Origin of the sequence: Bradyrhizobium sp. HKCCYLS2038, from assembly GCF_051167655.1 — a bacterium.
Lineage (GTDB): Bacteria > Pseudomonadota > Alphaproteobacteria > Rhizobiales > Xanthobacteraceae > Bradyrhizobium.
Genome location: NZ_JBNPTM010000001.1, coordinates 217728 through 239429, shown reverse-complemented (window position 1 = coordinate 239429; position 21702 = coordinate 217728). Strand labels below are relative to the sequence as shown.

Genomic DNA, 21702 nt, shown 5'->3' with positions numbered 1-21702 from the left:
TTCGTCCGCAACAGCCGGCGATCAGCCGGTTTTGCCGAGATGCTCCAGCGCATCCTCGGCACGCAGCGGCACGCGCGAGACCTCGTTGTTGAGATCGACGAGCTGCGACAGCAACGCCATCAGCGCCTTCCTGTCCGCGGCCTTGAGCGGCGCCAGCATGCGCGCCTGCGCACGGTCGACCGAGGGCATGATGGCGCGCAGCAGCGCAGCACCGGCCTTCGTCAGATAGAGCAGCTTGACGCGCTTGTCCTCGGCCGACGGCTTGCGCTCGACATGGCCCTTGGCCTCGAGCCGCTCGATCACGCTGCCGAGCGTGGAGCGGTCGAAGGCGATCACGGCCGAGAGCCGGGTCGCATCGATGCCTGGATGATTCTGGATCGCGACCAGCGCGGCGTATTGCACCGGCGTCAGATCGAACTCCCGGCATTCCTCGACGAAGATGGAAACCGCGATCTGCTGCATGCGCCGGAACAGATAGCCGGGCTTGGTATAGACCGCGTCCATCGTGATTTCGGGCGGCCTACTCGGCATCGGGCTGGCGCTCCGGGGCTGCATCCGCGAAGGCCGGCATCGCCTTGGCCGCGGCTTCTGCTTGCAGGAGACGCGGAAAGGCCGCGACGTCGACGCCGAAGCGACGCGCATTGCCGAGCTGCGGCACCAGGCAGAGATCGGCCAGGGTCGGCGTGGCGCCGAAACAGAATGGGCCCGGCTCATGCTTGATGAGCGCCTCACAGGCCGCGAGGCCGTCGCGATTGGCCCAGCCGGCCCAGGCCGTGACCTTGTCCTCGGGCAGGCCGAGCTCGCGCAGCCGCGCCAGCACCTTCAGGTTCTGGACCGGATGCGTATCGCAGGCCAGCACCTGCGCGAACGCGCGGACCTGGGCACGGCGCAAGGCATCCTTGGGCAGCAGTGGCGGCTCGGGGTGAGTCTCGTCGAGCCATTCGATGATGGCGAGCGACTGGATCAGCGTTGTGCCGCTGTCGTCCTCCAGCGCCGGCACGAAGCCTTGCGGATTGAGGGCGAGATAGGCGGGCGCGCGCTGCTCGCCCTTGCGGAGATGATGCGGCAGATGCTCAGCCTTGAGCCCTTTGAGGTTCAACGCGATCCTGACGCGATAGGATGCGCTGCTGCGGAAATAGCCGTGCAGCTTCATCATGGCTCTCCTCCCGAAATGACAGCTCTGGTTACGATTGACGGTAATCGAATTGACAGTATACTGTCAATTAATAACGACATCTGATCGGGAGGCGCGCATGGCCGCAGTTTCGACCCCGGAACGCGAGGCGTTCTACAAGAAGATCGACGGCGAGAACATGACCGCGCTGTGGACAGTGATGAGCGACCTCATCACGCCCGAGCCGAAGAGCGCCTGCCGTCCGCATCTGTGGCAGTTCGCGGCGATCCGCGACTACATGATCGAGGCCGGACGGCTGATCACGGCCAAGGAGGCCGAGCGCCGCGTGCTGATCCTGGAAAATCCGGGCCTGCGCGGGCAATCCAAGGTCACGACCTCGCTCTATGCCGGAATCCAGATGGTGATCCCGGGCGACATCGCGCCGGCCCATCGCCACAGCCAGTCGGCGCTGCGCTTCGTGCTCGAAGGCAAAGGCGCCTTCACGACCGTCGAAGGCGAGCGCACCCTGATGGAGCCGGGTGACTTCATCATCACGCCATCGATGACGTGGCACGATCACGGTAACGAAACCTCCGAGCCGATGTTCTGGCTCGACGGCCTCGACATTCCCCTGGTGCAATTCCTCGATGCCTCGTTTGCGCAAGGATCCCAGGAAGATCAGCAGAAGGTCGCACGCCCCTCGGGCGACAGCTTCGCGCGCTACGGCCACAATCTGCTGCCGGTCGATGCCAAGCGCAAATCGCGGACGTCGCCGATCTTCAGCTATCCGTATTCTTACACGCGCGAAGCGCTGGAGAGCGCCAAGCGCAGCGAGGAGTGGGATGCATGCCATGGGTTGAAGCTGAAGTTCTCCAATCCGGAGAGCGGCGACTTTGCGATGCCGACGATCGGCACCTTCATCCAGCTGCTGCCGAAGGGCTTCAAGACTGCCCGCTATCGATCGACCGACGCGACGGTGTTCACCGCGATCGAAGGCAAGGGCCGCAGCCGCATCGGCGACCAGGTCTTCGAATGGGGGCCGCGCGATCTGTTCGTCGTCCCGAGCTGGCAGTGGGTCAGCCACGAGGCCGACGAGGAGGCCGTGCTGTTCTCGTTCTCGGACCGCCCGGTGCAGGAGAAGCTCGATCTGTTCCGGGAAGATCGCGGCAATGCCTAAGGGCTTCAGCGCCAGTGCAACAGGCGCGCCTCGAGCAGGCTGATCAGCCGGCCGACCGCGAGGCCGAACAGTGACAGCAGCAGGATCCCCGCCATCAGCTGGTCCGTCTGCATCAGGTTGCCGGCCTGCAGCACGAACGTGCCGATGCCGGTCTCGGCGCCGATCATCTCCGCCGAGACCACCAGCATCAAGGCCACCGAAGCCGTGATGCGGAAGCCGGCGAGGATCGACGGCAAGGCGCCAGGCCAGATCACCTTGCGGACGATCAGCGGGAACGGCACGTCGAAGCTCTGGGCCATCCGGATCAGGTTGCGTGGCACCGCGTCGACGCCGCTGTAGACCGAGATCGTCGTCGAGAAGAACACGCCGAGCGCGATGGTCGCAATCTTCGGCTGCTCGCCGATCCCGAGCCAAAGGATCAGCAAGGGCAACACCGCGATCTTCGGGATCGGAAACAGCGCCGACACGAACGTGATGCCGACGCTGCGCGCGACGCGCCACAGACCGATCGCAAAGCCCACGGCGATGCCCGAGGCCGTCCCGAGCGCCCACCCGGAGAGGATGCGCAGCAGCGATGCCGAGACGTGCTGCCATAGCGCGCCGGTCTCGGCGAGCCGATACAGCGCGCGCAAGATCCCGAGCGGCGTCGGGAGGAACAGCGGATTGACCAGGGCAAGGCTGCCGATGAGCTGCCACAGCCCGAGCGCCGCGGCGAGCGCGAGCAGGCCCGCCCAGCGGCTCGCAGCCGGCGTGAAGCCGCCGCCGCGGAAGCGGACCGGCCGCGCCGCGGCCGCGTTGGTCGCCGGTGGTGCGACCTTGGGTGCGCGATCAAGCATGCTGGACCTCGCGCTCCGCATCGATCGCTTCGGTCCGGATCAGCGCCCAGAGCTCGTTCTGCAGCTCCAGCAGTTGCGCGCGGGCTGCTGGGTTGCCGCGGTCCCGGCGGCCGATCGAAATGCTGACGACCTTGCGAATGCGGCCGGGACGGCGTGACAGCACGACGATGCGGTCGGCGAGCCGCACCGCCTCCTCGAGATTATGCGTCACGTAGACAGCGCCCATCGTCCCATCCGCGAGCAGATCGACGAAGTCCTCCATCAGCAGCTCGCGCGTCTGCGAGTCCAACGCCGACAGCGGCTCGTCCATCAGCAGGATCGCCGGCCGGACGGCGAGCGCCCGCGCAATGCCGACCCGCTGGCGCATGCCGCCCGACAATTGCCTGGGATAGACGGCGCGGAAATCGATCAGTCCGGTGCGCCGCAAGGCGTCATCGACCGCGGCGCGGCGCTGTTGCGTTGATAGCGCGGTGTGCAGCAGCGGGAAGCCGACATTGTCTTCGACGCTCGCCCAGGGCAGCAACGCGAAATCCTGGAACACGAAGGTCAGGGGATTGAGGCAGCCGTCCGGTGGTGCGCCACGCAGTTGCGCCTGTCCGGCCGTCGGCTGCAGCAGCCCGCCGAGAATCGACAACAGCGTGCTCTTGCCGCAACCGGAGGGCCCGACGATCGCGACCACCTCGCCGGAGCCGACGGAGAACGAGACCTCATGCAGCACGTCAAGCGCATCGAAGCGATGGCTGATGGTGTCGGCGATCAGGTCCATGTCGAACGCACCACTGAATTCCGCTGGCTCTCGTGATCAGTCCGGCTTCACATAGTCCTTCGCGATGATCGCCGCCGCGTCGTAGCCCTGGTCCGCGAAACCCTGCGCCTGCAGCCATTTGATCTGGCTGTCGATGTCCTTCACGTCGAGCTTGCCGTCGGGATCGATGTAGGCGCAGTTGCCGGCCACCTGCTCGACCGGCAGGTTGGTGTACTTGCCGATGATCTCGAGCAGCGGCTTCGTCTTGTCGTCGACGGCAGCGTTGCCATCCTTTACCTTGGCAAGTACGACGTCGTGGTATTCGCGCTCAGCGCGCTGCAGCGATGCGAGCAGTTTCGTGACCGCTGCGGCGTTGGCCAGGGTCTTCGGGCCGGCGAACACGCCTGTCACCTGCCACGGCGTCTCGTCACCGACCCAGCCGAGATGCTTGATTGCACCCTCCTCCATCAGCTTGCGCGCAACGGAGATCGGCATCAGCGCCGCATCCACGGTCTCGCCCTTGATCGCAGCGGCCATGTTGGACATCGACTGCAGCGGCACGATCTTCACGTCGGACAGCTTGAAACCGTATTTGTCAGCGAGCAGCCCGACCGAATAGTGGAAGCTCGACCCCACCTGAGTCATGGCGACGCGCTTGCCCGCGATGTCCTTCGGCGTCTTGAGGCCGGCCTCATAGGCCTTGTTGCTCGCGAAATAGCCGATCAGCGGAAAGCCCGGCCGATCGCGGCTCATGCCGGCAATGATCTTCAGCGCGCCCTTGCCGGCGAGATTATACAGTCCCGCCGTGAACGCGGTGGCGCCGACATCGACATCGCCCGTCGCGGTCGCCACCGCGATCGGCTGCGCCGCATCGAAGAACTTCAGCTCTACGTCCAGGCCGGCTTCGCGGAAATACCCCTTGTCGAGCGCAATGAAGACAGGCGCCGACGAGGACAGCCTGAGAACGCCGATCCGCAGCTTGGCGTCATCGGCCTGAGCGGTGGACATCGGCACCAACGCCAGAATGGCCGCGAACATGACGCTTACGTATCGCAACATCGAACTCTCCAAGATCCGGCCGCCCGGAGACTTCCCTCCAAGGGGCTGCGGACTTGTTGCAATATTTCCAGGCCAATGTCGCGGCAAATTTTCCAGGAGATCGGCAGCCAAGCGACGTGCTCTCCCGAGGCTTCGCTCAGACGCCAGCGGCGTCCAGCCACGACGCAAAAGCCTGCCCCAATTCGCCGATGACCGCCCGATCATCCCTGCCCGAGCGCGCAGGCACGTGGAAGGCATGATCGGCCTGTGCGATGCAGTGCAGCGTCGCGCGTCGTCCCAGCCGCTTCACGACCGGTTCGAGCAGCTCCATCTCCGCCAGCTTGTCGCGCGTGCCCTGGAGAAACAGCATCGGGACCTCGATCACGTCGAGATGGTCGGCGCGCGCCGCGGAGGGCTTTCCGGCGGGATGCAGCGGAAAACCGACAAATGCCAGCCCGACGACATCCGGCAGCGGCTGCACGCTCTGCGCCTGCGACGTCATGCGGCCGCCGAACGATTTGCCACCGGCGATCAACGGTATCCCCGGACAGAGCCGCGCGGCCTCCGCGACCGCGGCGCGCACCGTGGCCTGGGCGAGCGCGGGTGGGTCGGGGCGCTTGCTGGCTTTTTCCATGTAGGGAAACTGGAAGCGCAGCGTTGCGATGCCGTGCCCGGCCAGGCCGTCAGCCATCCGGGTCATGAACGCGTGCGTCATGCCGGCGCCCGCGCCGTGGGCGAACACGAAGCAGGCGCGCGGGCGAGCAGGCACGATCAGCAGCGCGGATACGGTGCCGGCGCCGTCGAACGGGATGACGAGGGAACGCGGCTGGTGCTCGGTCATGCCCGGCTTTTGGGCCACGTCTCCCGTCCCGTCAACAGATCTGCCCGGTCCGCTGCAGCGCCGCCGAACCGGCAGCGCAGCATCCCGATCAAGCGGCCCTGACCGTCGCGAGGAAGCGATCGACCTCGGTTCGCAGCCGCTTGCTGTCATTGGCCAGCGACTTGGCTGCCGACAGCAGGTTGGACGAAGCCTGCCCCGTATCAGCAGCGCCACGCTTGACGTCCGTGATGTTCGACGACACCTGCTGGGTGCCCTGCGCGGCATGCTGAATGTTGCGCGAGATCTCCTGGGTCGCCGCGCCCTGCTCTTCCACCGCCGAAGCGATGGTCGAGGACACTTCCGACAGCCGCTCGATCGTCGTGCTGATCTGACTGATCGCACTCACCGACTCGTGGGTCGCGGCCTGGATGCCCGCGACCTGCTGGCCGATCTCGCCGGTCGCCTTCGCCGTCTGCTCGGCGAGCGCCTTCACTTCGGACGCCACGACGGCAAAGCCGCGGCCGGCCTCGCCGGCCCGCGCCGCCTCGATGGTCGCGTTGAGCGCAAGCAGGTTGGTCTGGCCGGCAATGGCGTTGATCAGCTCGACCACGTCGCCGATGCGGTTGGCGGCCTTCGACAGCTCACCCACACGATCGGTGGTGGTGCGTGCCTGATCGACGGCTTCGCCAGCCATGCGCGCAGACTCCTGCACCTGACGGCTGATCTCGTTCACCGACGATGACAGCTCCTCCGTAGCGGAAGCCACGGATTGGACGTTGCTGGACGCCTGCTCCGAGGCGCCGGCGACGACTTCGGCGAGCTCGCGGCCGCGGTCCGCGGTCCCCGTCAGATTGGTCGCCGAGGATTCCAGCGTGTCCGATGTCGCCGAAACCGTCCTGACGATTTCCCCGATGGCCTGCTCGAACGTATCGGCCAAGCGACGCATGTCAGCCTTGCGCAGCTCGGACGTGCGATGGTCCTGCTCGAGCTTCTCCTCCGCCTCACGCTGCGCGCGCTCGGCGGCGAGCCGCTTGAAGCGCTCGACGGCGCGCGCCACGTGGCCGATCTCGTCCTTGCGCCGCACGCCCGGGAGAACGACGTCGAAATCGCCGTCGGCCAGCCGGATCATCGCCTTCTCCAGCGAGATGATCGGGCGACTCAGCGAGTAGGCGAAGCCGAGCGCGAGCAGGATGCCTAGCACCAGCGTCGCACCCGACGCCGTCATCATCATCGTGCGGGAATCCGCGACGTGAGCTTCTGCCTGGACGCGATACTCGTAACCGTAGGCCGCGACCAGCTCGACCAGGTCGTCGACGCTCGCGAGCGCCTCGTTGCCCAGCTTGCTGAGCAGAAAAGCCGTTGGAATCTCGGTGACGCCCTCCGGCGCAGGCTTCAGGATCTTGAGCGCAGCATCGGACCAGTCGGCCAGCTTCTTCGCCGCCTGTTCGCGCGCGGCATCGACGCTGCTCGATTTGACCCGCTCGCGGACGATGTCGAGGTTTTCCGACATCGCCTTGGCGAGCTTTTCGAACTTGGCGGCCGTCGTCTTGGAGGTTCCCACCGTCTCCGCACGGCTCAGCACCAGCAGCGCAGCATTCAGATCGGAGTGGATCGAACGCGCGTGATTGATCGCCATCAGGGGCCCGTCATAGAGGCGGACCACGAGATCGCCGGCCGAGGTGATCCCGCGCAGACCATAGAGCGCCAGGCCACCAGCCAATGTGAGCATGATGCTCAGGACCGCGAGGATCCTCAACCGGATCGACATTTTGAGCTACTCCGAAAGCTTAGTCGACGACCTTGACCATCATCTTCATGCGCGGGTGAATCGCGCAGATGACGGCAACGTCGCCGGATTCCTTGAAGGTGACGTCGGTGGACGCGCCAGGCGCCTGGGAGCCGAGATTGAACTCGTTGCCCTTGCTGGCGGACATGATGTTGTGCGGAATCGTGTCGTCGTTCAAGAAGGTCAGGGCATCGCCCTTCTTCACGGTGACGCTCTCGGACGAGAAGACGCGGCCCTGCTGATGGATCACTTCGGTCGCGGCCAGCGCGCCGGTGGACAGGCCGGCGACGACGGCGAGGGCGATGGCGGCTCGTGCTTGATACATGTTCAATTCCCTTGTTAGCGCGGCAGCACCGGGGCGGCCGTCGGGGTGAGATTGCTGGAGAGGGTCTTCAGGAACGCAACGAGGTCGGACTTGTCCTGCGCGGTCAGCCCGAGCGGGCGCATCAGGTCCGAGCGGCTCGGCCGCTCGACGCCGCCGCTGTCGTAGTGATCGACGACCTGCTCGAGCGTCGCCAGCGAGCCGTCGTGCATGAACGGCGCGCGGCGCGTGATCTCACGCAGCCCCGGCGTCTTGAACGCGTGCTGCATCTTGATGACGCCGGGGGCGTATTCGCCACGGCCAACGTCCTTGCTCGGGAGCCCGATGTCCTGGAAGCCGTCATTGGTAAAGTTCCAGCCTTCGTGACAGGTGACGCACTGGGCCTTGCCGTTGAACAGCGCAAACCCGCGCTTTGCGTCTTCCGAAATCGCCTTTTCGTCACCTTCGATCCAGGCGTCGAACGGCGCCCGATCCGACACGACGGTCCGTTCGTAGGTCGCGATCGCCTTGGCCAGCGTCTTCGGCGTCATGCCTTCCTTGGCGAAGGCCGCTTCGAACAGCGGCTTGTATTCAGGTATGGTGTTCAGCCGCTCCATCAACTGATCGAGCGGCATGTTCATCTCGCCGGCCGCCTGGATCGGCCCGAGCGCCTGCTCCTCCAGGTTTGCCAGCCGGCCGTCCCACATGAAGATCGCACCCCAGGCCGCATTGACGATGGTCGGCGAATGCCGGCCGAGCTTGTGCATTCCGTTACCGATGCCGACCGCCATGCCGTCGCCCCAGCCATAGCTCGGGCTGTGGCAGCTCGCGCAGGACTGCGACATGGAGATCGACAGCCGCGGGTCGAAATACAGCTTCTTGCCGAGGGCCGCCTTTTCCGGCGTGTAGGCGTTGTCCTTCGGGAAGGGGATGGTCGACGGACGGCGATACAGCGCCTTCAGCGAATCCGTGCTGGACGGTCCCTTCTGCTGCAACGTGACCTGCTTGGTTTCGCCGACCAGGGCGGCGCCGAGCCCCGCGCTGGTGAATCCGACGATGAGGGCAAGGGCAGAGCCGAGCGAGAGAGAACGAGCTGTGAGGCTGCGCGGCATCATCGGTTTTCCTGAGATTTCTTTGCGACTGCGAACGCTGGAATCATTCGGTTGAGCTTCAGCGATGACACCTGCTTCGAATTAAGGAAAACTTGATCGACCTCGACGTTGTACCGCCGGAAAACTACGGGATTAATGAAACTAATGAGTTCGCACACGTAGGTGGAACTCCGATTTCGATGCAGGAACCGTGATGCTCGGCTAGGCGCAGAAAATTGCAGGGCACAAGGAACCCGCCGAAGCGTAGATTTCGATTTTCAGAAAATGAGCAGCAATGACTTGGTCCGCAAGGTGCGGATCTGGACTATTTGCGCATCGTCCCGGAGAGCAGCACGGTCGCCCCCGCGGCACGGGGAACTCCCGAGAGCAGCGCTTGCGCAACGTCGGCGGCCTTGATCGGCTTGTAGTTCGCGGGGATCAGGAAGCCGAGGAGGTTGCTGAGCACGGTGCCCCATTCCTCGCCGGGTCGGGTCGGCTGGCCGAGCTCCGCCCGGGTGCCCACGAGCAAAGACGGCCGCGCGATGACCAGTCCCGCAAACGGCAGCGCTGTCAGCTCATCCTCGAGCTCGCCCTTCACGCGGCTGTAGAAGATGCTCGACTTGGCATCGGCGCCCATCGCGCTGACCAGCCCGACACGCCTTGTGCCGGATGCCAGCGCGGCCTTGGCGATGGCGAGATTGGCATCGTGATCGATGGCGCGGAAAGCGGCCTGGCTGCCAGCGACCTTGATGGTGGTGCCGAGCGCCAGATAAAGCTCATCGGCCGCAGGGAGCGACGGCAGCGCGGCGAAGTTGACGACATGGGCCGTCAGCTTGGGTGACTCGACCGGCGGCGCCCGGCGGCCCACGGCGTGAACATGATCAACGGAGGGATCGGCGAGCAGGCCGCGAAGAAGCTCGCGGCCGACAAGGCCTGTTGCTCCAGCGATGATCACGGTGCGGCTTGCCATCCCCAGTCCCCACGCAGCGCCTGATGAGACAAGTAGGCATCAAGAGGTCGATCCGGAAGACGCCGGGACGTTTTTTGGTTCCGGCCGCGGAACTTCATCGATTCCGCGGCTGGAGGTCGCTGTGGACGGGATCAGGCGCCCTTGCGCCGCTCCGCGGCCTTGGCCATCGCCGCGGCGAACGCGCCGCCGCCCGACGGCTTCTCTTCGCGCGTGGTCATGCGCGCCCCCGCCGGCGGCCGGGCGCTGGTTCGCTTCTCACCCTTCTCCGGCAACGGATCGGACAGCCGGAGCGTCAGCGAGATGCGGTTGCGCGGCACGTCGACGTCGAGCACCTTCACCTTCACGACCTGTCCCGGCTTCACCACCTCGCGCGGATCGTTGATGCGCTTCTCGGACATCGCCGAGATGTGGATCAGGCCGTCCTGGTGCACGCCGATGTCGGCGAAGGCGCCGAAGGCAGCGACGTTGGTGACGGTCGCCTCGAGGATCATGCCGGGCTTGAGATGGGTGATCTTCTCGACGCCTTCCTGGAAGGTGGCGGTCTTGAACTCGGGACGCGGATCGCGGCCGGGCTTCTCAAGCTCCTTGATGATGTCGGTCACGGTCGGCACGCCGAAGCGCTCGTCGGCGAACTTCGCCGGGTTCAGCGCCTTCAACGTCTTGGTCTCGCCGATCAGCACCTTGATGTCGCTCTTGGTCGCTTCGAGGATCTTCTTCACGACTGGATAGGCTTCCGGATGCACGCCGGAGGCGTCGAGCGGGTTGTCGCCGTCGCGGATGCGCAGGAAGCCGGCGCACTGCTCGAACGCCTTGGGACCGAGACGCGGCACGTCCTTGAGCTTGTCGCGCGTCGGGAACGGGCCGTTGGCGTCACGATGCGCGACGATGTTCTGCGCCAGGGTCTCGCCGATGCCGGACACGCGCGCCAGCAGCGGGGCGGAGGCCGTGTTGAGATCGACGCCGACGGCGTTCACGCAGTCCTCGACGGTGGCATCGAGCGCGCGCGCCAGCTCGTATTGATTGAGGTCGTGCTGATACTGGCCGACGCCGATCGAGGCCGGCGGCACTTTCACCAGCTCGCCGAGCGGATCCTGCAGGCGGCGTGCGATCGAGACCGCACCGCGAATGGAGACGTCGAGGTTGGGAAATTCCTTCGCGGCGAACTCCGAGGCCGAATAGACCGACGCGCCGGCTTCCGACACGATCGCCTTAGTCAGCTTCAGATCCGGCTTCAGCTTCATCAGATCGTTGACCAGCTTCTCGGTCTCGCGCGACGCCGTGCCGTTGCCGATCGCGACCAGATCGATGCGGTGCTTGATGCAGAGCTGCGCGAGCGTCAGCATGCTCTCGTTCCACTGCCGCTGCGGCTCGTGCGGATAGATCGTGGCGTGATCGACGAACTTGCCGGTGCGGTCGATGACCGCGACCTTGACGCCGGTGCGGAAGCCCGGATCGAGACCGAGCGTGGCACGGCCGCCGGCGGGCGCGGCGAGCAGGAGATCGCGCAGGTTCGCCGCGAACACGCGCACCGCCTCCTTCTCCGCCTCCTGCCACAGGCGCATGCGGATATCGAGCGCCAGCGAGGTCTTGATGCGGGTGCGCCAGGCCCAGCGCACGGAGTCCGACAGGAACTGATCGGCCGGGCGCCCCTGCCGCGAGATGCCGAAGGTCACGGCGATGCGGTTCTCGTACAGCGACGGATCCTTCGAATCCTCCGGCTCGCCATCACCGAAATCGAGCTGCAGCACCTCTTCCTTCTCGCCGCGCAGCATCGCCAGGATGCGGTGCGAGGGCAGCTTGCTGAACGGCTCGGAGAAGTCGAAATAATCGGCGAACTTGGCGCCCTCGGTCTTCTTGCCATGGCGCACCGAAGATTTGACGGCGCCGCGGGTCCACATCTCCTCGCGCAGCGAGCCGACCAAGTCGGCATGCTCGGCGAAGCGCTCGACCAGGATCGCGCGAGCGCCTTCGAGCGCGGCCTTGACGTCCTTGACCGGATTGTCGCCGTCCTTCTTGATGAACGCCTTGGCCTCGACCTCCGGCGCCTTCATCGGATCGCCGATCAGCATGTCGGCGAGCGGCTCGAGCCCGGCCTCCTTGGCGATCTGCGCCTTGGTGCGGCGCTTCTCCTTGAACGGCAGGTAGATGTCTTCGAGGCGCGCCTTGGTGTCGGCGGTCGCCAGCGCGAGCTCGATCTCCGGCGTCATCTTGCCCTGCGACTTGATGCTCTCGATGATCGCGGTGCGCCGTGCATCCATCTCGCGCAGGTAGCGCAGCCGCTCCTCCAGGTTACGCAGCTGCGTATCGTCCAGCATGCCGGTGGCTTCCTTGCGGTAGCGCGCGATGAACGGAACGGTCGCGCCACCGTCGAGCAGATCGATTGCGGCTTGAACCTGGGCATCGCGGACGGAGAGCTCAGCGGCGATGATGGAGGCGAAATTCGACACGGTGTTCTTCCGAGATTCGTGACGGGGGCTGAAGGGATAGGAGTGCACGCGCGCCAGCGCAAGCGGGTGGCGGAGGCTCTGTGGGCAACCGTGGCAAAAAAGACCGGTTGCGAATCACGCGAAACGCTGTCGCGGGCCGGCCATTTCGTTGCACATGCAAAGGGAATCGCAGATTCTGCCGGCCTGGGAGCGATTCGTGCCGGCCACAGCTGCGACATATCTCGACGACCTCAATCCGGAGCAGCGCCGCGCCGTCGAGCATGGCGGTGCGTCGGCCGCACCGGGCCCGCCGCTTCTGATCATCGCCGGCGCCGGCTCCGGCAAGACCAACACGCTGGCGCATCGGGTCGCACATCTGCTCGTCAACGGCGCCGATCCGCGCCGTATCCTGTTGATGACGTTCTCGCGCCGCGCCGCGAGCGAAATGAGCCGGCGCGTCGAGCGCATCGCGCGCAAAGTGCTCGGCAGCCAGGCCGAGGCGATCACCGCGGGCCTGAGCTGGGCGGGCACGTTTCACGGCCTGGGCGCGCGGATGCTGCGCGACTATGCCGAGCGCATCGGCCTCGATCCCGTGTTCACCATCCATGATCGCGAGGATTCCGCCGACCTGATGAATCTGGTGCGGCACGAACGGGGCTTGTCCAACACGCAGCGGCGTTTTCCTACCAAAGGCACCTGCCTTGCGATCTACTCGCGCTGCGTCAACGCCGACATGGCGCTCGACGAGGCCTTGGTGCGGCACTTTCCGTGGTGCGCGGAATGGGCCAACGAGCTGAAAGGACTGTTCGCCGCCTATGTCGAGGCCAAGCAGGCCAACGCGGTGCTCGATTACGACGATCTGCTGCTCTACTGGGCGCAGATGATGGCGGACGAAACCATCGCGCGCGAGATCGGCGAGCGCTTCGACCACGTGCTGGTCGACGAATATCAGGACACCAACCGGCTGCAGTCGCAGATCCTGCTCGGCCTCAAGCCGAACGGAATCGGACTGACCGTCGTCGGCGACGATGCGCAGTCGATCTACGCCTTCCGCGCCGCGACCGTGCGCAACATCCTGGAATTTCCCGATCAGTTCAGCCCGCGCGCCGACATCGTCACGCTCGACCGTAATTATCGCTCGACGCAGCCGATCCTGACCGCCGCCAACGGCGTGATCGGGCTGGCGCGCGAGCGCTTCACCAAAAATCTGTGGACCGATCGCACCGCGACGCGCAAGCCGCAACTGGTGACGGTGCGCGACGAGGCCGACCAGGCGCGCTACATCGTCGAACAGGTGCTGGCGAAGCGCGAGGAAGGCATCGTGCTGAAGCAGCAGGCCGTGCTGTTCCGGACGTCGTCGCATTCGGGGCCGCTGGAGATCGAGCTGACACGGCGGAACATTCCGTTCGTGAAGTTCGGCGGCCTGAAGTTTCTCGATGCCGCGCATGTCAAGGATGTGCTGGCGCTGCTGCGCTTCGTGGAAAACCCGCGCGACCGCATCGCCGGCTTTCGCGTGCTGCATCTCATTCCCGGCATCGGACCCGCGTCGGCGCAACGGCTGCTCGATGCTGTCAGTGAGAGCGCCGATGCGATCGGTGCGTTGTGCGCACAGCCGGCGCCGGCGCGCGCCGGTGAGGATTGGACGGCGTTCGTGCGCACGGTCGAGCAGTTGCGCAGCTCGGACTGGCCGGCCGATATCGAGCGCGTCAGGCAATGGTATCAGCCGCATCTCGAGCGCGTCCACGAGGACGCCGAGGTCCGCAGCGCCGATTTGCTGCAGCTCGAGCAGATCGCCAGCGGCTATCCGTCGCGCGAGCGCTTTCTCACCGAGCTGACGCTCGACCCGCCCGATGCCACCTCCGACCAGGCCGGCGTGCCCCTGCTCGACGAGGACTACCTGATCCTCTCCACCATCCATTCCGCCAAGGGCATGGAGTGGAACGCGGTGCACGTGCTCAACGTCGTCGACGGCTGCATGCCGTCCGATCTCGGCGCCGGCTCCAGCGCCGAGCTCGAGGAGGAGCGCCGACTGCTCTACGTCGCGATGACCCGCGCCAAGGACGACCTGCACCTGCTGGTGCCGCAGCGCTTCTTCGTCCATGGCCAGCCCGTCCGCGGCGATCGTCATGTCTACGCCTCGCGCACGCGGTTCATCCCCGAGGCGCTGGTGCAGCTGTTCGAGCGCACGAGTTGGCCGAAAGTGCAGGCCGGCGCGGCGTACGCGAGCTCGGGGCCGCGGATCGATCTGGGTGCGCGGATGCGCGAGCGGTGGCGGTGAGCAGATAGCACAGCTTTTAGGTCAGCACGGCGCCAATGACTGCGCCCTCTCCCCTTGTGGGAGAGGGCTACACAACTGACAGCCACAACCTCACTCGGGTGAGGGGTTCGTGCCACGAATTCAGGTCCGAGTTCGTGGCAACCCCTCACCCGGCTTTCATGCGTTGCATGAAAGCCACCCTCTCCCACCCTGGCGAAGCGTTCGCTTCGCCTTGGGGGAGAGGGTGCACCGTCTGCGTGGCCATAACTCGAACGCCAACTCATCCTACTTCAGCTCTCACTTCCACTGCGCGCGAAACCACGCGCGGGTCTGCTTCGTCACTTCGACATAACCCTCCCCGCGATATTTGATCTCGCCGTCGACGATCGCATGCAGCTTCGGCAGGGCGTGGAATGGCACCGCGGGATAGGCGTGGTGCTCGGCGTGGTAGGGCATGTTCCAGGCCAGCCAGTGCACCAGCCGCGTCGTAAAGGTGGTGCGGGTGTTCTCAAAGGCGCTGCGGGTATGGTCGCAGCCGGTGTGCTCGGCATAGAGATAGGGCCGCAACACCAGCTGTCCGAGGAACAGCGGCAGCACCCAGACCCACAATAGCAGCGCGCTGTGCAGCATGAACGAGCCGAACAGCGCCAGCGCGTAGCCGGCAACATAGAGCCGCGCCTCGCGCACCACGGTCGCGCGGCGGCCGGCCGGCACCCACGAGAAGGTGACCGTTCCCGTGACCGCATGCCTGACCAGCAGCCGCAGCCGGCCGATGAGCTGCAGCAGACCGGTATAGGCGATCGCGAGCTGCGTCTCCGTTCGCGGCCGGGGACCGACGATCAGCTCCGGGTCGCGCTGGGGATCCTGCGTGTGGCGGTGATGCTCCCAGTGGAACAGGCAGTAATATTCGTACGGCCACGCGATCAGGAAGCCGGAGAGATAGCCGACGATGATGTTGAGCGCGGGGCTCGCGAACGCGGTCTTGTGCGCGGTCTCGTGCATCGCCATGAACAGGAACGCGATGAGCACGCCCTGCACGACCATCAGCGGCAGCGCCCACAGCACACCATGCGTGGATGCGATCGTCCCGATCAGCGCGCCCACGCCGACGATCGCGCCGTAATGGCCGAGGGCGCGGCGCGCGCCGTGCAGGTCGGAGCGCGTGCAGAGCTGCTGCAGCATCGGCGGTGTCAGCAGCTTCGGGCGGGGCGCGAATTCGTCGGCGGGTACATCAGTCATGTCGAACTCTGGTGTCAGCTCTGGAGAAGGGACTTGACGTTGGCATTGATGAAGTCGCGGTCGGCCGGGATGCGAATAGGATTGCCGGCGCGGTGGCCGTGGACCGAGGGGATCGGGCGCAACGCGGCGGAGCGGGCGTTGACCAGCTTTGGAAGCTCGCGTTCGTTGTCGCGCCAGTCGAAATAGCGGTCGGTCCGTCCGGGCATCAGCAGCATGCGTGCGGTGATCGCTGACAGCGCGCGGTCGAGATCGCCGCCGATGGCCGCGCAGTTGCTGATGTCGCCGCCTTGCCAGATCGCGATCTGCGTCAGCAGATTGTCGGCGTCGCGATGCGCGAAGGCGGTGTCCCAGATGGCGACGAGATAGTCCTCCTGCGAGGCAAAGCCCTGCTCGCGCCAGACTTCGTCGCGATAGAATTCGTAGGACATCGCCCATCCCGCATAGATGCGTCCCATCGCGCGCAGGCCCGCGACCGGCTTTGCGACGAAGCGGCCGTTCGCGTAGGCGGGATCGGCCGTCAGCGCCGCCTTCACGGCATCGAGGAACAGATGATTGAAGGGTGAGCAGCGCGCGCTGCCGCAGACGATCGCCGCGCGCTCCACCATGTCGGCATGACAGGCGGCCCAGTGGTAGGCCTGCATGCCGCCCATCGACCAGCCATAGACCAGCGCCAGCCGGGTGATGCCGAACCGCTCCTCGAGCAGCCGCCGCTGCACCGCGACCGCGTCGTGATAGCTGATCGCCGGGAACGGCGCCTCGCCGAACGGCGTGTTCGAGGGCGAGGACGACAGGCCGTTGCCGAACAGATTCGGGATGATGATGAAGTAGCGGTCGGGATCGAGCACGCCGCCCGGCGTGATCAGCCATTCGGTGTCGTAGTGCTGGGCGCCGAACGAGGTCGGGTACAGGATGACGTTGTCCCTGGCCGCGTTCAGCGTGCCATACGTCTTGTAGGCGAGGCGCAGCGACGGGAATGTCACCCCGGATTGCAGCACCACATCGCCCGCCTCGAAGATCTGATAATCGTCAGCCGCCATGGACGTGATTCCCCGTCTGAGAATTGACACGCAGCCTAGGTGATGTGCGAGCGGCTCACACGCCCGTTTTTTCTCATGGCATGATCGCGCCGGCGGCGCGGCTTGCGCGGCATCCATTTGAGCCATGACGACTGTGAGTCATGACGGCGCGATCCCGCGGCAGCTCATGCCCGAGTTTTGCCTGGATGTGACGCCCTCGGAAAGATGAGGGCGCAGGGAATGCCGGGTGAAGGCCTCACCCATGGCCCGCCTGCGAAAAAAATGCAGGCGGCGAGAACCACAGGTTCAGCCGAACATCCGGCATTCCCTGCGCGATGGGCTTACGGCTGCTCCGTGCTCTCCCCGGGGACCGGCTGTCTTGCCCCCGTCGCAGATGGGATCGTCCCACCGGCTTGGTCTCAGCGTCGGGAGACCAGGACCACACGGCTTGACCGTCCGCGGCAGATCGTTCGTCGGCGCGACAAGCACGCTGCGATCCGCCATGGCCACCGCATCCCCGCCTCGCGTCTCGTGACGACCGCGCGTACGCCCCTCATCGATGAGGCAGGATGGACGCAGTAGAGCATAGTTTTCGGAAAAACGAAAGATGAATTTTTGCTGGCTGCTGGTCACGTTGGCGGAGTGGCAAGGTGGTCCTGCACTCCCATCGTCATGGCCGGGCTCGTCCCGGCCATCCACGTCGTCCGGCGGACGCGGATGGACGTGGATGCCCGGGACGAGCCCGGGCATGACGTGCCACAAGAGGCAAGCACATGCGTCGCAAGGTTACTTAGCCTCGCCGCAGCGAAACCCTGTGTTTCGTCACCGCCCGCTTGCAATCGGCCTCCGCCCCTTCCAGCTGACGAGCCAACGCCGTATGACGGCCCGACGCAATGGAATGAGACATGACCCCACAGATCGAATTCGGCCTGGACACGTTCGGCGACGTCACCCGCGCTGCCGACGGCGCGATGGGCTCACATGCCCAGGTGATCCGCGACGTGGTCGAGGAAGCCGTGCTCGCCGACCAGCTCGGGATCGACTTCATCGGGCTCGGCGAGCATCACCGCGGCGATTTCGCGATCTCGGCGCCGGAGGTGGCGCTGGCGGCGATTGCGGCCCGCACGCGCCGCATCCGGCTCGGCTCCGCCGTGACCGTGCTGAGCTCGGACGATCCGATCCGGGTGTTCCAGCGGTTCTCCACCCTCGACGCAGTGTCGAACGGCCGCGCCGAGGTCATCCTCGGCCGAGGCTCGTTCACGGAATCGTTTCCGCTGTTCGGCTTCGACCTCAAGGACTATGAGGCGCTGTTCGAGGAGAAGCTCGATCTGTTCGTCAGCCTGCTGCCGCAGCAGCCGCTGACCTGGCAGGGCAACCTGCGCCCGCCGCTCAGGGATCAACTCGTCTATCCGCCGGTCGAGCGTGGCCCGCTGAAGGCCTGGATCGGCGTCGGCGGCAGCCCTGAATCGGTGGTGCGCGCGGCGCATTACGAGCTGCCGCTGATGCTGGCGATCATCGGCGGCGACCCGAAGCGCTTCGCCCCCTATGTCGACCTGTATCACCGCGCGATCAAGCAGTTCGGCCGCGAGATCAAGCCGATCGGCGTGCATTCGCCGGGCTATGTCGCCGACACCGATGCGCAGGCGCGCGAGGAGCTGTGGCCGGACTACAAGACCATGCGCGACCGCATTGGCCGCGAGCGCGGCTGGCCGCCGATGGGACGCGACGAGTTCGTCCAGGAGGCCGATCACGGCTCGCTCTATGTCGGCTCGCCCGAGACGGTGGCGCAGAAGATCGCGGCGACCATCAAGGCGCTCGGCCTGTCGCGCTTCCAGCTGAAATACTCCGCCGGCCCGCTGCCGCACGCCAAGCTGATGCGCAGCATCGAGCTGTATGGCAAGATCGTGGTGCCAAGGGTGCGGGAGCTGTTGGGGGAGGGCTAGGTCTCATGCTACTTGAGAACAGCCGGCCTGATGTCCTCGTCCGTCACGGCCGCAGGCATGACAGGGTAAAGCGCCTAGGCGTCGACGGCAGCCATCGTCCGAGCGCGCGCGATGTCCGGCGTGCGATAGGCCGCCTCCGGAATCGTCCCAAGCCGCGAGTCATGGACGCGCGGCCCGAGGCCATAGAACTGCTGGAAGCTCATGATCAGCGGGCGCCATTTGTCGGGGTCGATGCGGTCGCGGGCGCCGTCCATCAGGATGGACGGATCGACATGCACCCGCTGCACGCGGACCTCGAAGCACTGGATGTGGCCCTTCAGGATCGCATTATCATCGGCGACGCCATGCACCGCCTCGATCCGCGCTTCGAGCTGGACCGGACATTCGGCAACGCGTGGCGCCGCGACGGTCTCCGAGAGAATCGCGGTCAGGCCGGCCTCGCCGAATTTGTCCGCCTCGTGGCGATAGCCCTTGTGCCGCTTCATCGCCGGCACCGGGTCTGAGCCGGTAGTCAGCGCCAGCCGATCAACGGCGGCAACCAGATCGACCGACGGCAGATTCACCACGCATTCGCCGGTGCGGCGCATGTTCTGCGGCGTCTTCGATCCGGCGGCGAGCCCCAACATGCAACGCCAGCCGAGCCAGAACGCCGACGACATCGGTGCGAGATTGAAGCTGCCGTCCTCGTTGACGGTGCTGATGAGGACGACGGGCGTCCCGAAATACAGGATGCCCGGCTCGATGGTCGTGTGCATGGGATACTTCTCCAAGTGATGCATGGGGCGGCGGTGGCCGCCGTCTCATTCCCGGAAGGTCCCCGAAGGTGCCCGTGGAGGCCACCCGATCTCCGATCAAGCGGGATTAACGCCTCTCAGTCTGAGCTGGACTCTGCGCGCAAGACGCTGCGGCGGATGGCGATCCCGGCATGACTCGAACATGCGACCTACGGTTTAGGAAACCGCCGCTCTATCCAGCTGAGCTACGGGACCGGAGCCTGCACCAACGTGCACCTGCTTCGCCGGTCTGCATAGCAGACCCGGCCGGCCACCGGAAGCCTCTCCGGTCGGCGTCGAGAGCCAAGCCTTTAGCCCGTGGCAGAACGCCGCGCGGGCGCTCGGCCGGGTGGGGAGGCGGAACGCCCGCGTGCCGGGCCGGTCCAGGCGGCAGCGCCCGCCCGATCACACCCCCGTTGGGAGGGGCGGTTTGACTATCCGCCCGGCGGCCGATGGTCTAAGAGAACGGCGCCGATGCGGAACCGGCCTCGGGATCGCCGTATTGGTCGTGCCTCAGCGCGGCTCGTGACCGTTGGACAGCCGTCCCGGCCACGGAGCCGCAGCGCGGCGCGGGCCCACTCCATTCTCCAGCCGAGGGATATAGACAAGTCGATGCTCATTCGTTCGGTCATTTTCGGCGCGCTCGCAGCTGTCCTCTCCCTCGCCGCCGCCAGCGCCCAGGACACCCGCAATCTGCTGGAGTCCAAGGAGTCGCTCTACAACAACATCTATGTCTACGAGCAGGCGCCCTACCGCAGCATGACGTTCGGTCATAACCGGCGCATCTATACCGAGAGCGTCTACAACACCCGCGACGAGCTCGATTTGCCGGTCGACTACACCCGCTTCATGACCGCGAGCGTGATGTACGCCAAGACCGTCAACTCGATCCTGGAGATCGGCTTCGGCGGCGGCCGCACCGCCTGGTACCTGCACCGCTTCCTGCCCAAGGTGCAGGTCACGTCGGTGGAGCTCGACCCGACGGTGCTGGAACTCGCCAAGAAATATTTCGGCATCAAGGAGGAGCCGAACTTTCACGTCGCCAACCGCGACGGAAGGCTGTTCGTGCAGGAATCGAAAGAGCGCTACGACATCATCCTGATCGACGCCTATCGCGGGCCGTTCGTGCCGTTCCATCTCCTGACCAAGGAATTCTACCAGCTGGTCAAGGACCATCTCGCCGAGGGCGGCGTGGTGGCGCAGAATGTCGAGCCGTCGACCATGCTCTTCGACGCCGCGGTCAAGACCATCCACAGCGTCTTCCCGCAGGTCGACTTCTACGAGGCCGGCGGCAACATCGTCATGGTCGCCTATCCCGGCGACGAGCGGAAGGCCGAGGATCTCGCTGCGATCGCGCAGGAGCGCGACAAGGAATTCGGCTTCCGCTACAAGCTGGCCGAGCTGCTGGCGCAGCGCAAGCGCGTCGACATCGACAACGGCCAGGTGATCGACGCCAAGGCCAAGGTGCTGACCGACGACTTCGCGCCGGTCGAGGCGCTGAAGAGCATCGAGCGCCACAACAAGAAGCTGCCATGAGCGAGCACGTCTCCCGCGCCGGCGTCGTCGCGATCTACGTCTGCTCGTTTCTCGTCGGCTGCGTGCTGATGGGCTTCGAGATGCTCGGCAGCCGCTACCTCAATCCGTATTTCGGCAGCGGCATCGGCGCCTGGGCGAGCCTGATATCGACCGTGCTGTGCGCGCTCGCGATCGGCTATTTCGCCGGCAGCGCCATCGTCGACCGCCAGCCGACCACGCGCACCATCGGCACCATGATCCTGATCGCCGCCGCCTACATGGCGCTGGTGCCGGCGACTGCCGACGCGGTCATGGCCGACATCCTCGACAGCATCGGTGACGGTCCGGCGGCCACCTTGATGGCCTCGACCGCGCTGCTGCTGGTGCCGCTGACGCTGCTCGGCACGTTCTCGCCGATCGCGGTCAGCCTGCTGACGCGCTCGGCCGGCGAGGCCGGCCGCGTCGCCGGGCTGGTCTACGGCGTCTCGACCATCGGCAACGTCGTCGGCACGCTGGTCACCACCTTCACGCTGATCCCGACCATCGGCTCGCGGGCGATCACCTATTATTTCGCCGTGGCGCTGGCGTGCTGCGCCGGCATCCTGTTCATTCCGTTCGGCAAGAAGACGTCCTGACATCAGTCATTGAAGAGTTT

19 protein-coding genes and 1 tRNA gene are annotated in these 21702 nt (G+C 65.7%); 5 read left to right on the top strand and 15 right to left on the bottom strand.

Annotation, left to right across the window (positions count from 1 at the left end; genetic code table 11):
* Positions 1–21: 21 nt before the first annotated feature.
* Positions 22–531, bottom strand: coding sequence for a MarR family winged helix-turn-helix transcriptional regulator (locus tag ACQR1I_RS01085; RefSeq protein WP_434865345.1), 510 nt, complete (start codon positions 529–531; stop codon positions 22–24).
* Entirely contained in the window at positions 521–1153 is a 633-nt protein-coding gene (gene maiA, locus ACQR1I_RS01080; RefSeq protein ID WP_434865877.1) for a maleylacetoacetate isomerase, read from the bottom strand. Before maiA ends, ACQR1I_RS01085 begins: the two co-directional genes overlap by 11 nt.
* 100 nt (positions 1154–1253) lie before the next feature.
* Between maiA and gtdA the strand changes: the two genes are divergently transcribed.
* Positions 1254–2291, top strand: a complete 1038-nt coding sequence (gtdA, locus tag ACQR1I_RS01075; protein ID WP_434865344.1) for a gentisate 1,2-dioxygenase — start codon at positions 1254–1256, stop codon at positions 2289–2291.
* A gap of 5 nt (positions 2292–2296) precedes the next feature.
* On the opposite strand, the gene ACQR1I_RS01070 is transcribed toward gtdA, so the two are convergent.
* From ACQR1I_RS01070 to ACQR1I_RS01030, 9 genes are all read right to left on the bottom strand, one after another.
* Positions 2297–3127 (bottom strand): ABC transporter permease, encoded by an 831-nt coding sequence (locus ACQR1I_RS01070; RefSeq protein ID WP_434865343.1) that lies wholly within the window; start codon positions 3125–3127, stop codon positions 2297–2299.
* Complete coding sequence (locus ACQR1I_RS01065) at positions 3120–3893, bottom strand: ABC transporter ATP-binding protein (RefSeq protein WP_434865342.1); 774 nt, start codon at positions 3891–3893, stop codon at positions 3120–3122. The genes ACQR1I_RS01070 and ACQR1I_RS01065 overlap by 8 nt, the downstream gene beginning before the upstream one ends.
* A gap of 36 nt (positions 3894–3929) precedes the next feature.
* The gene (locus ACQR1I_RS01060) at positions 3930–4931 is read right to left on the bottom strand and encodes an ABC transporter substrate-binding protein (protein WP_434865341.1); all 1002 of its coding nucleotides are present in this window, start codon (positions 4929–4931) and stop codon (positions 3930–3932) included.
* 136 nt (positions 4932–5067) lie between these two features.
* Complete coding sequence (locus tag ACQR1I_RS01055) at positions 5068–5751, bottom strand: alpha/beta hydrolase family protein (protein WP_434865340.1); 684 nt, start codon at positions 5749–5751, stop codon at positions 5068–5070.
* Between the two features lie 88 nt (positions 5752–5839).
* Positions 5840–7498, bottom strand: coding sequence for a methyl-accepting chemotaxis protein (locus ACQR1I_RS01050; protein ID WP_434865339.1), 1659 nt, complete (start codon positions 7496–7498; stop codon positions 5840–5842).
* 19 nt (positions 7499–7517) lie between these two features.
* Entirely contained in the window at positions 7518–7841 is a 324-nt protein-coding gene (locus ACQR1I_RS01045) for a plastocyanin/azurin family copper-binding protein (RefSeq protein ID WP_434865338.1), read from the bottom strand.
* A gap of 14 nt (positions 7842–7855) precedes the next feature.
* Positions 7856–8932 (bottom strand): cytochrome-c peroxidase, encoded by a 1077-nt coding sequence (locus tag ACQR1I_RS01040; RefSeq protein WP_434865337.1) that lies wholly within the window; start codon positions 8930–8932, stop codon positions 7856–7858.
* Between the two features lie 301 nt (positions 8933–9233).
* A complete protein-coding gene (locus ACQR1I_RS01035; protein WP_434865336.1) occupies positions 9234–9878 on the bottom strand; it encodes a nucleoside-diphosphate sugar epimerase in 645 nt (214 codons plus the stop codon).
* Positions 9879–10009: 131 nt separating this feature from the next.
* Positions 10010–12325: a Tex family protein gene (locus tag ACQR1I_RS01030; protein ID WP_434865335.1), complete on the bottom strand. Its 2316-nt coding sequence runs from the start codon at positions 12323–12325 to the stop codon at positions 10010–10012.
* A 154-nt stretch (positions 12326–12479) separates the two neighbouring features.
* Here ACQR1I_RS01030 and ACQR1I_RS01025 point away from each other — a divergent pair, with 154 nt between their 5' ends.
* The gene (locus ACQR1I_RS01025) at positions 12480–14582 is read left to right on the top strand and encodes an ATP-dependent helicase (RefSeq protein WP_434865334.1); all 2103 of its coding nucleotides are present in this window, start codon (positions 12480–12482) and stop codon (positions 14580–14582) included.
* A 276-nt stretch (positions 14583–14858) separates the two neighbouring features.
* Here the strand turns inward: ACQR1I_RS01025 and ACQR1I_RS01020 are convergent, their stop codons facing one another.
* Positions 14859–15800 carry a fatty acid desaturase gene (locus tag ACQR1I_RS01020; protein ID WP_434865333.1) on the bottom strand — a complete coding sequence of 314 codons (942 nt, stop codon included), beginning with the start codon at positions 15798–15800 and terminating at the stop codon, positions 14859–14861.
* A 14-nt stretch (positions 15801–15814) separates the two neighbouring features.
* Positions 15815–16837: an alpha/beta fold hydrolase gene (locus tag ACQR1I_RS01015; RefSeq protein WP_434865332.1), complete on the bottom strand. Its 1023-nt coding sequence runs from the start codon at positions 16835–16837 to the stop codon at positions 15815–15817.
* Positions 16838–17721: 884 nt separating this feature from the next.
* Here ACQR1I_RS01015 and ACQR1I_RS01010 point away from each other — a divergent pair.
* On the top strand, positions 17722–18759 hold the full coding sequence (locus tag ACQR1I_RS01010; RefSeq protein ID WP_434865331.1) for an LLM class flavin-dependent oxidoreductase: 1038 nt from the start codon (positions 17722–17724) through the stop codon (positions 18757–18759).
* Between the two features lie 74 nt (positions 18760–18833).
* Here ACQR1I_RS01010 and ACQR1I_RS01005 read toward each other — a convergent pair whose 3' ends face one another.
* Both ACQR1I_RS01005 and ACQR1I_RS01000 read right to left on the bottom strand, forming a co-directional pair.
* Complete coding sequence (locus tag ACQR1I_RS01005; protein WP_434865330.1) at positions 18834–19514, bottom strand: flavin reductase family protein; 681 nt, start codon at positions 19512–19514, stop codon at positions 18834–18836.
* A gap of 157 nt (positions 19515–19671) precedes the next feature.
* Positions 19672–19748 (bottom strand) — tRNA-Arg (locus ACQR1I_RS01000).
* A gap of 396 nt (positions 19749–20144) precedes the next feature.
* On the opposite strand from ACQR1I_RS01000, the gene ACQR1I_RS00995 reads away from it, so the two are divergent.
* Positions 20145–21068: a spermidine synthase gene (locus tag ACQR1I_RS00995; protein ID WP_434865329.1), complete on the top strand. Its 924-nt coding sequence runs from the start codon at positions 20145–20147 to the stop codon at positions 21066–21068.
* Complete coding sequence (locus tag ACQR1I_RS00990; protein ID WP_434865328.1) at positions 21065–21682, top strand: fused MFS/spermidine synthase; 618 nt, start codon at positions 21065–21067, stop codon at positions 21680–21682. Before ACQR1I_RS00995 ends, ACQR1I_RS00990 begins: the two co-directional genes overlap by 4 nt.
* Positions 21683–21702 lie beyond the last annotated feature (20 nt).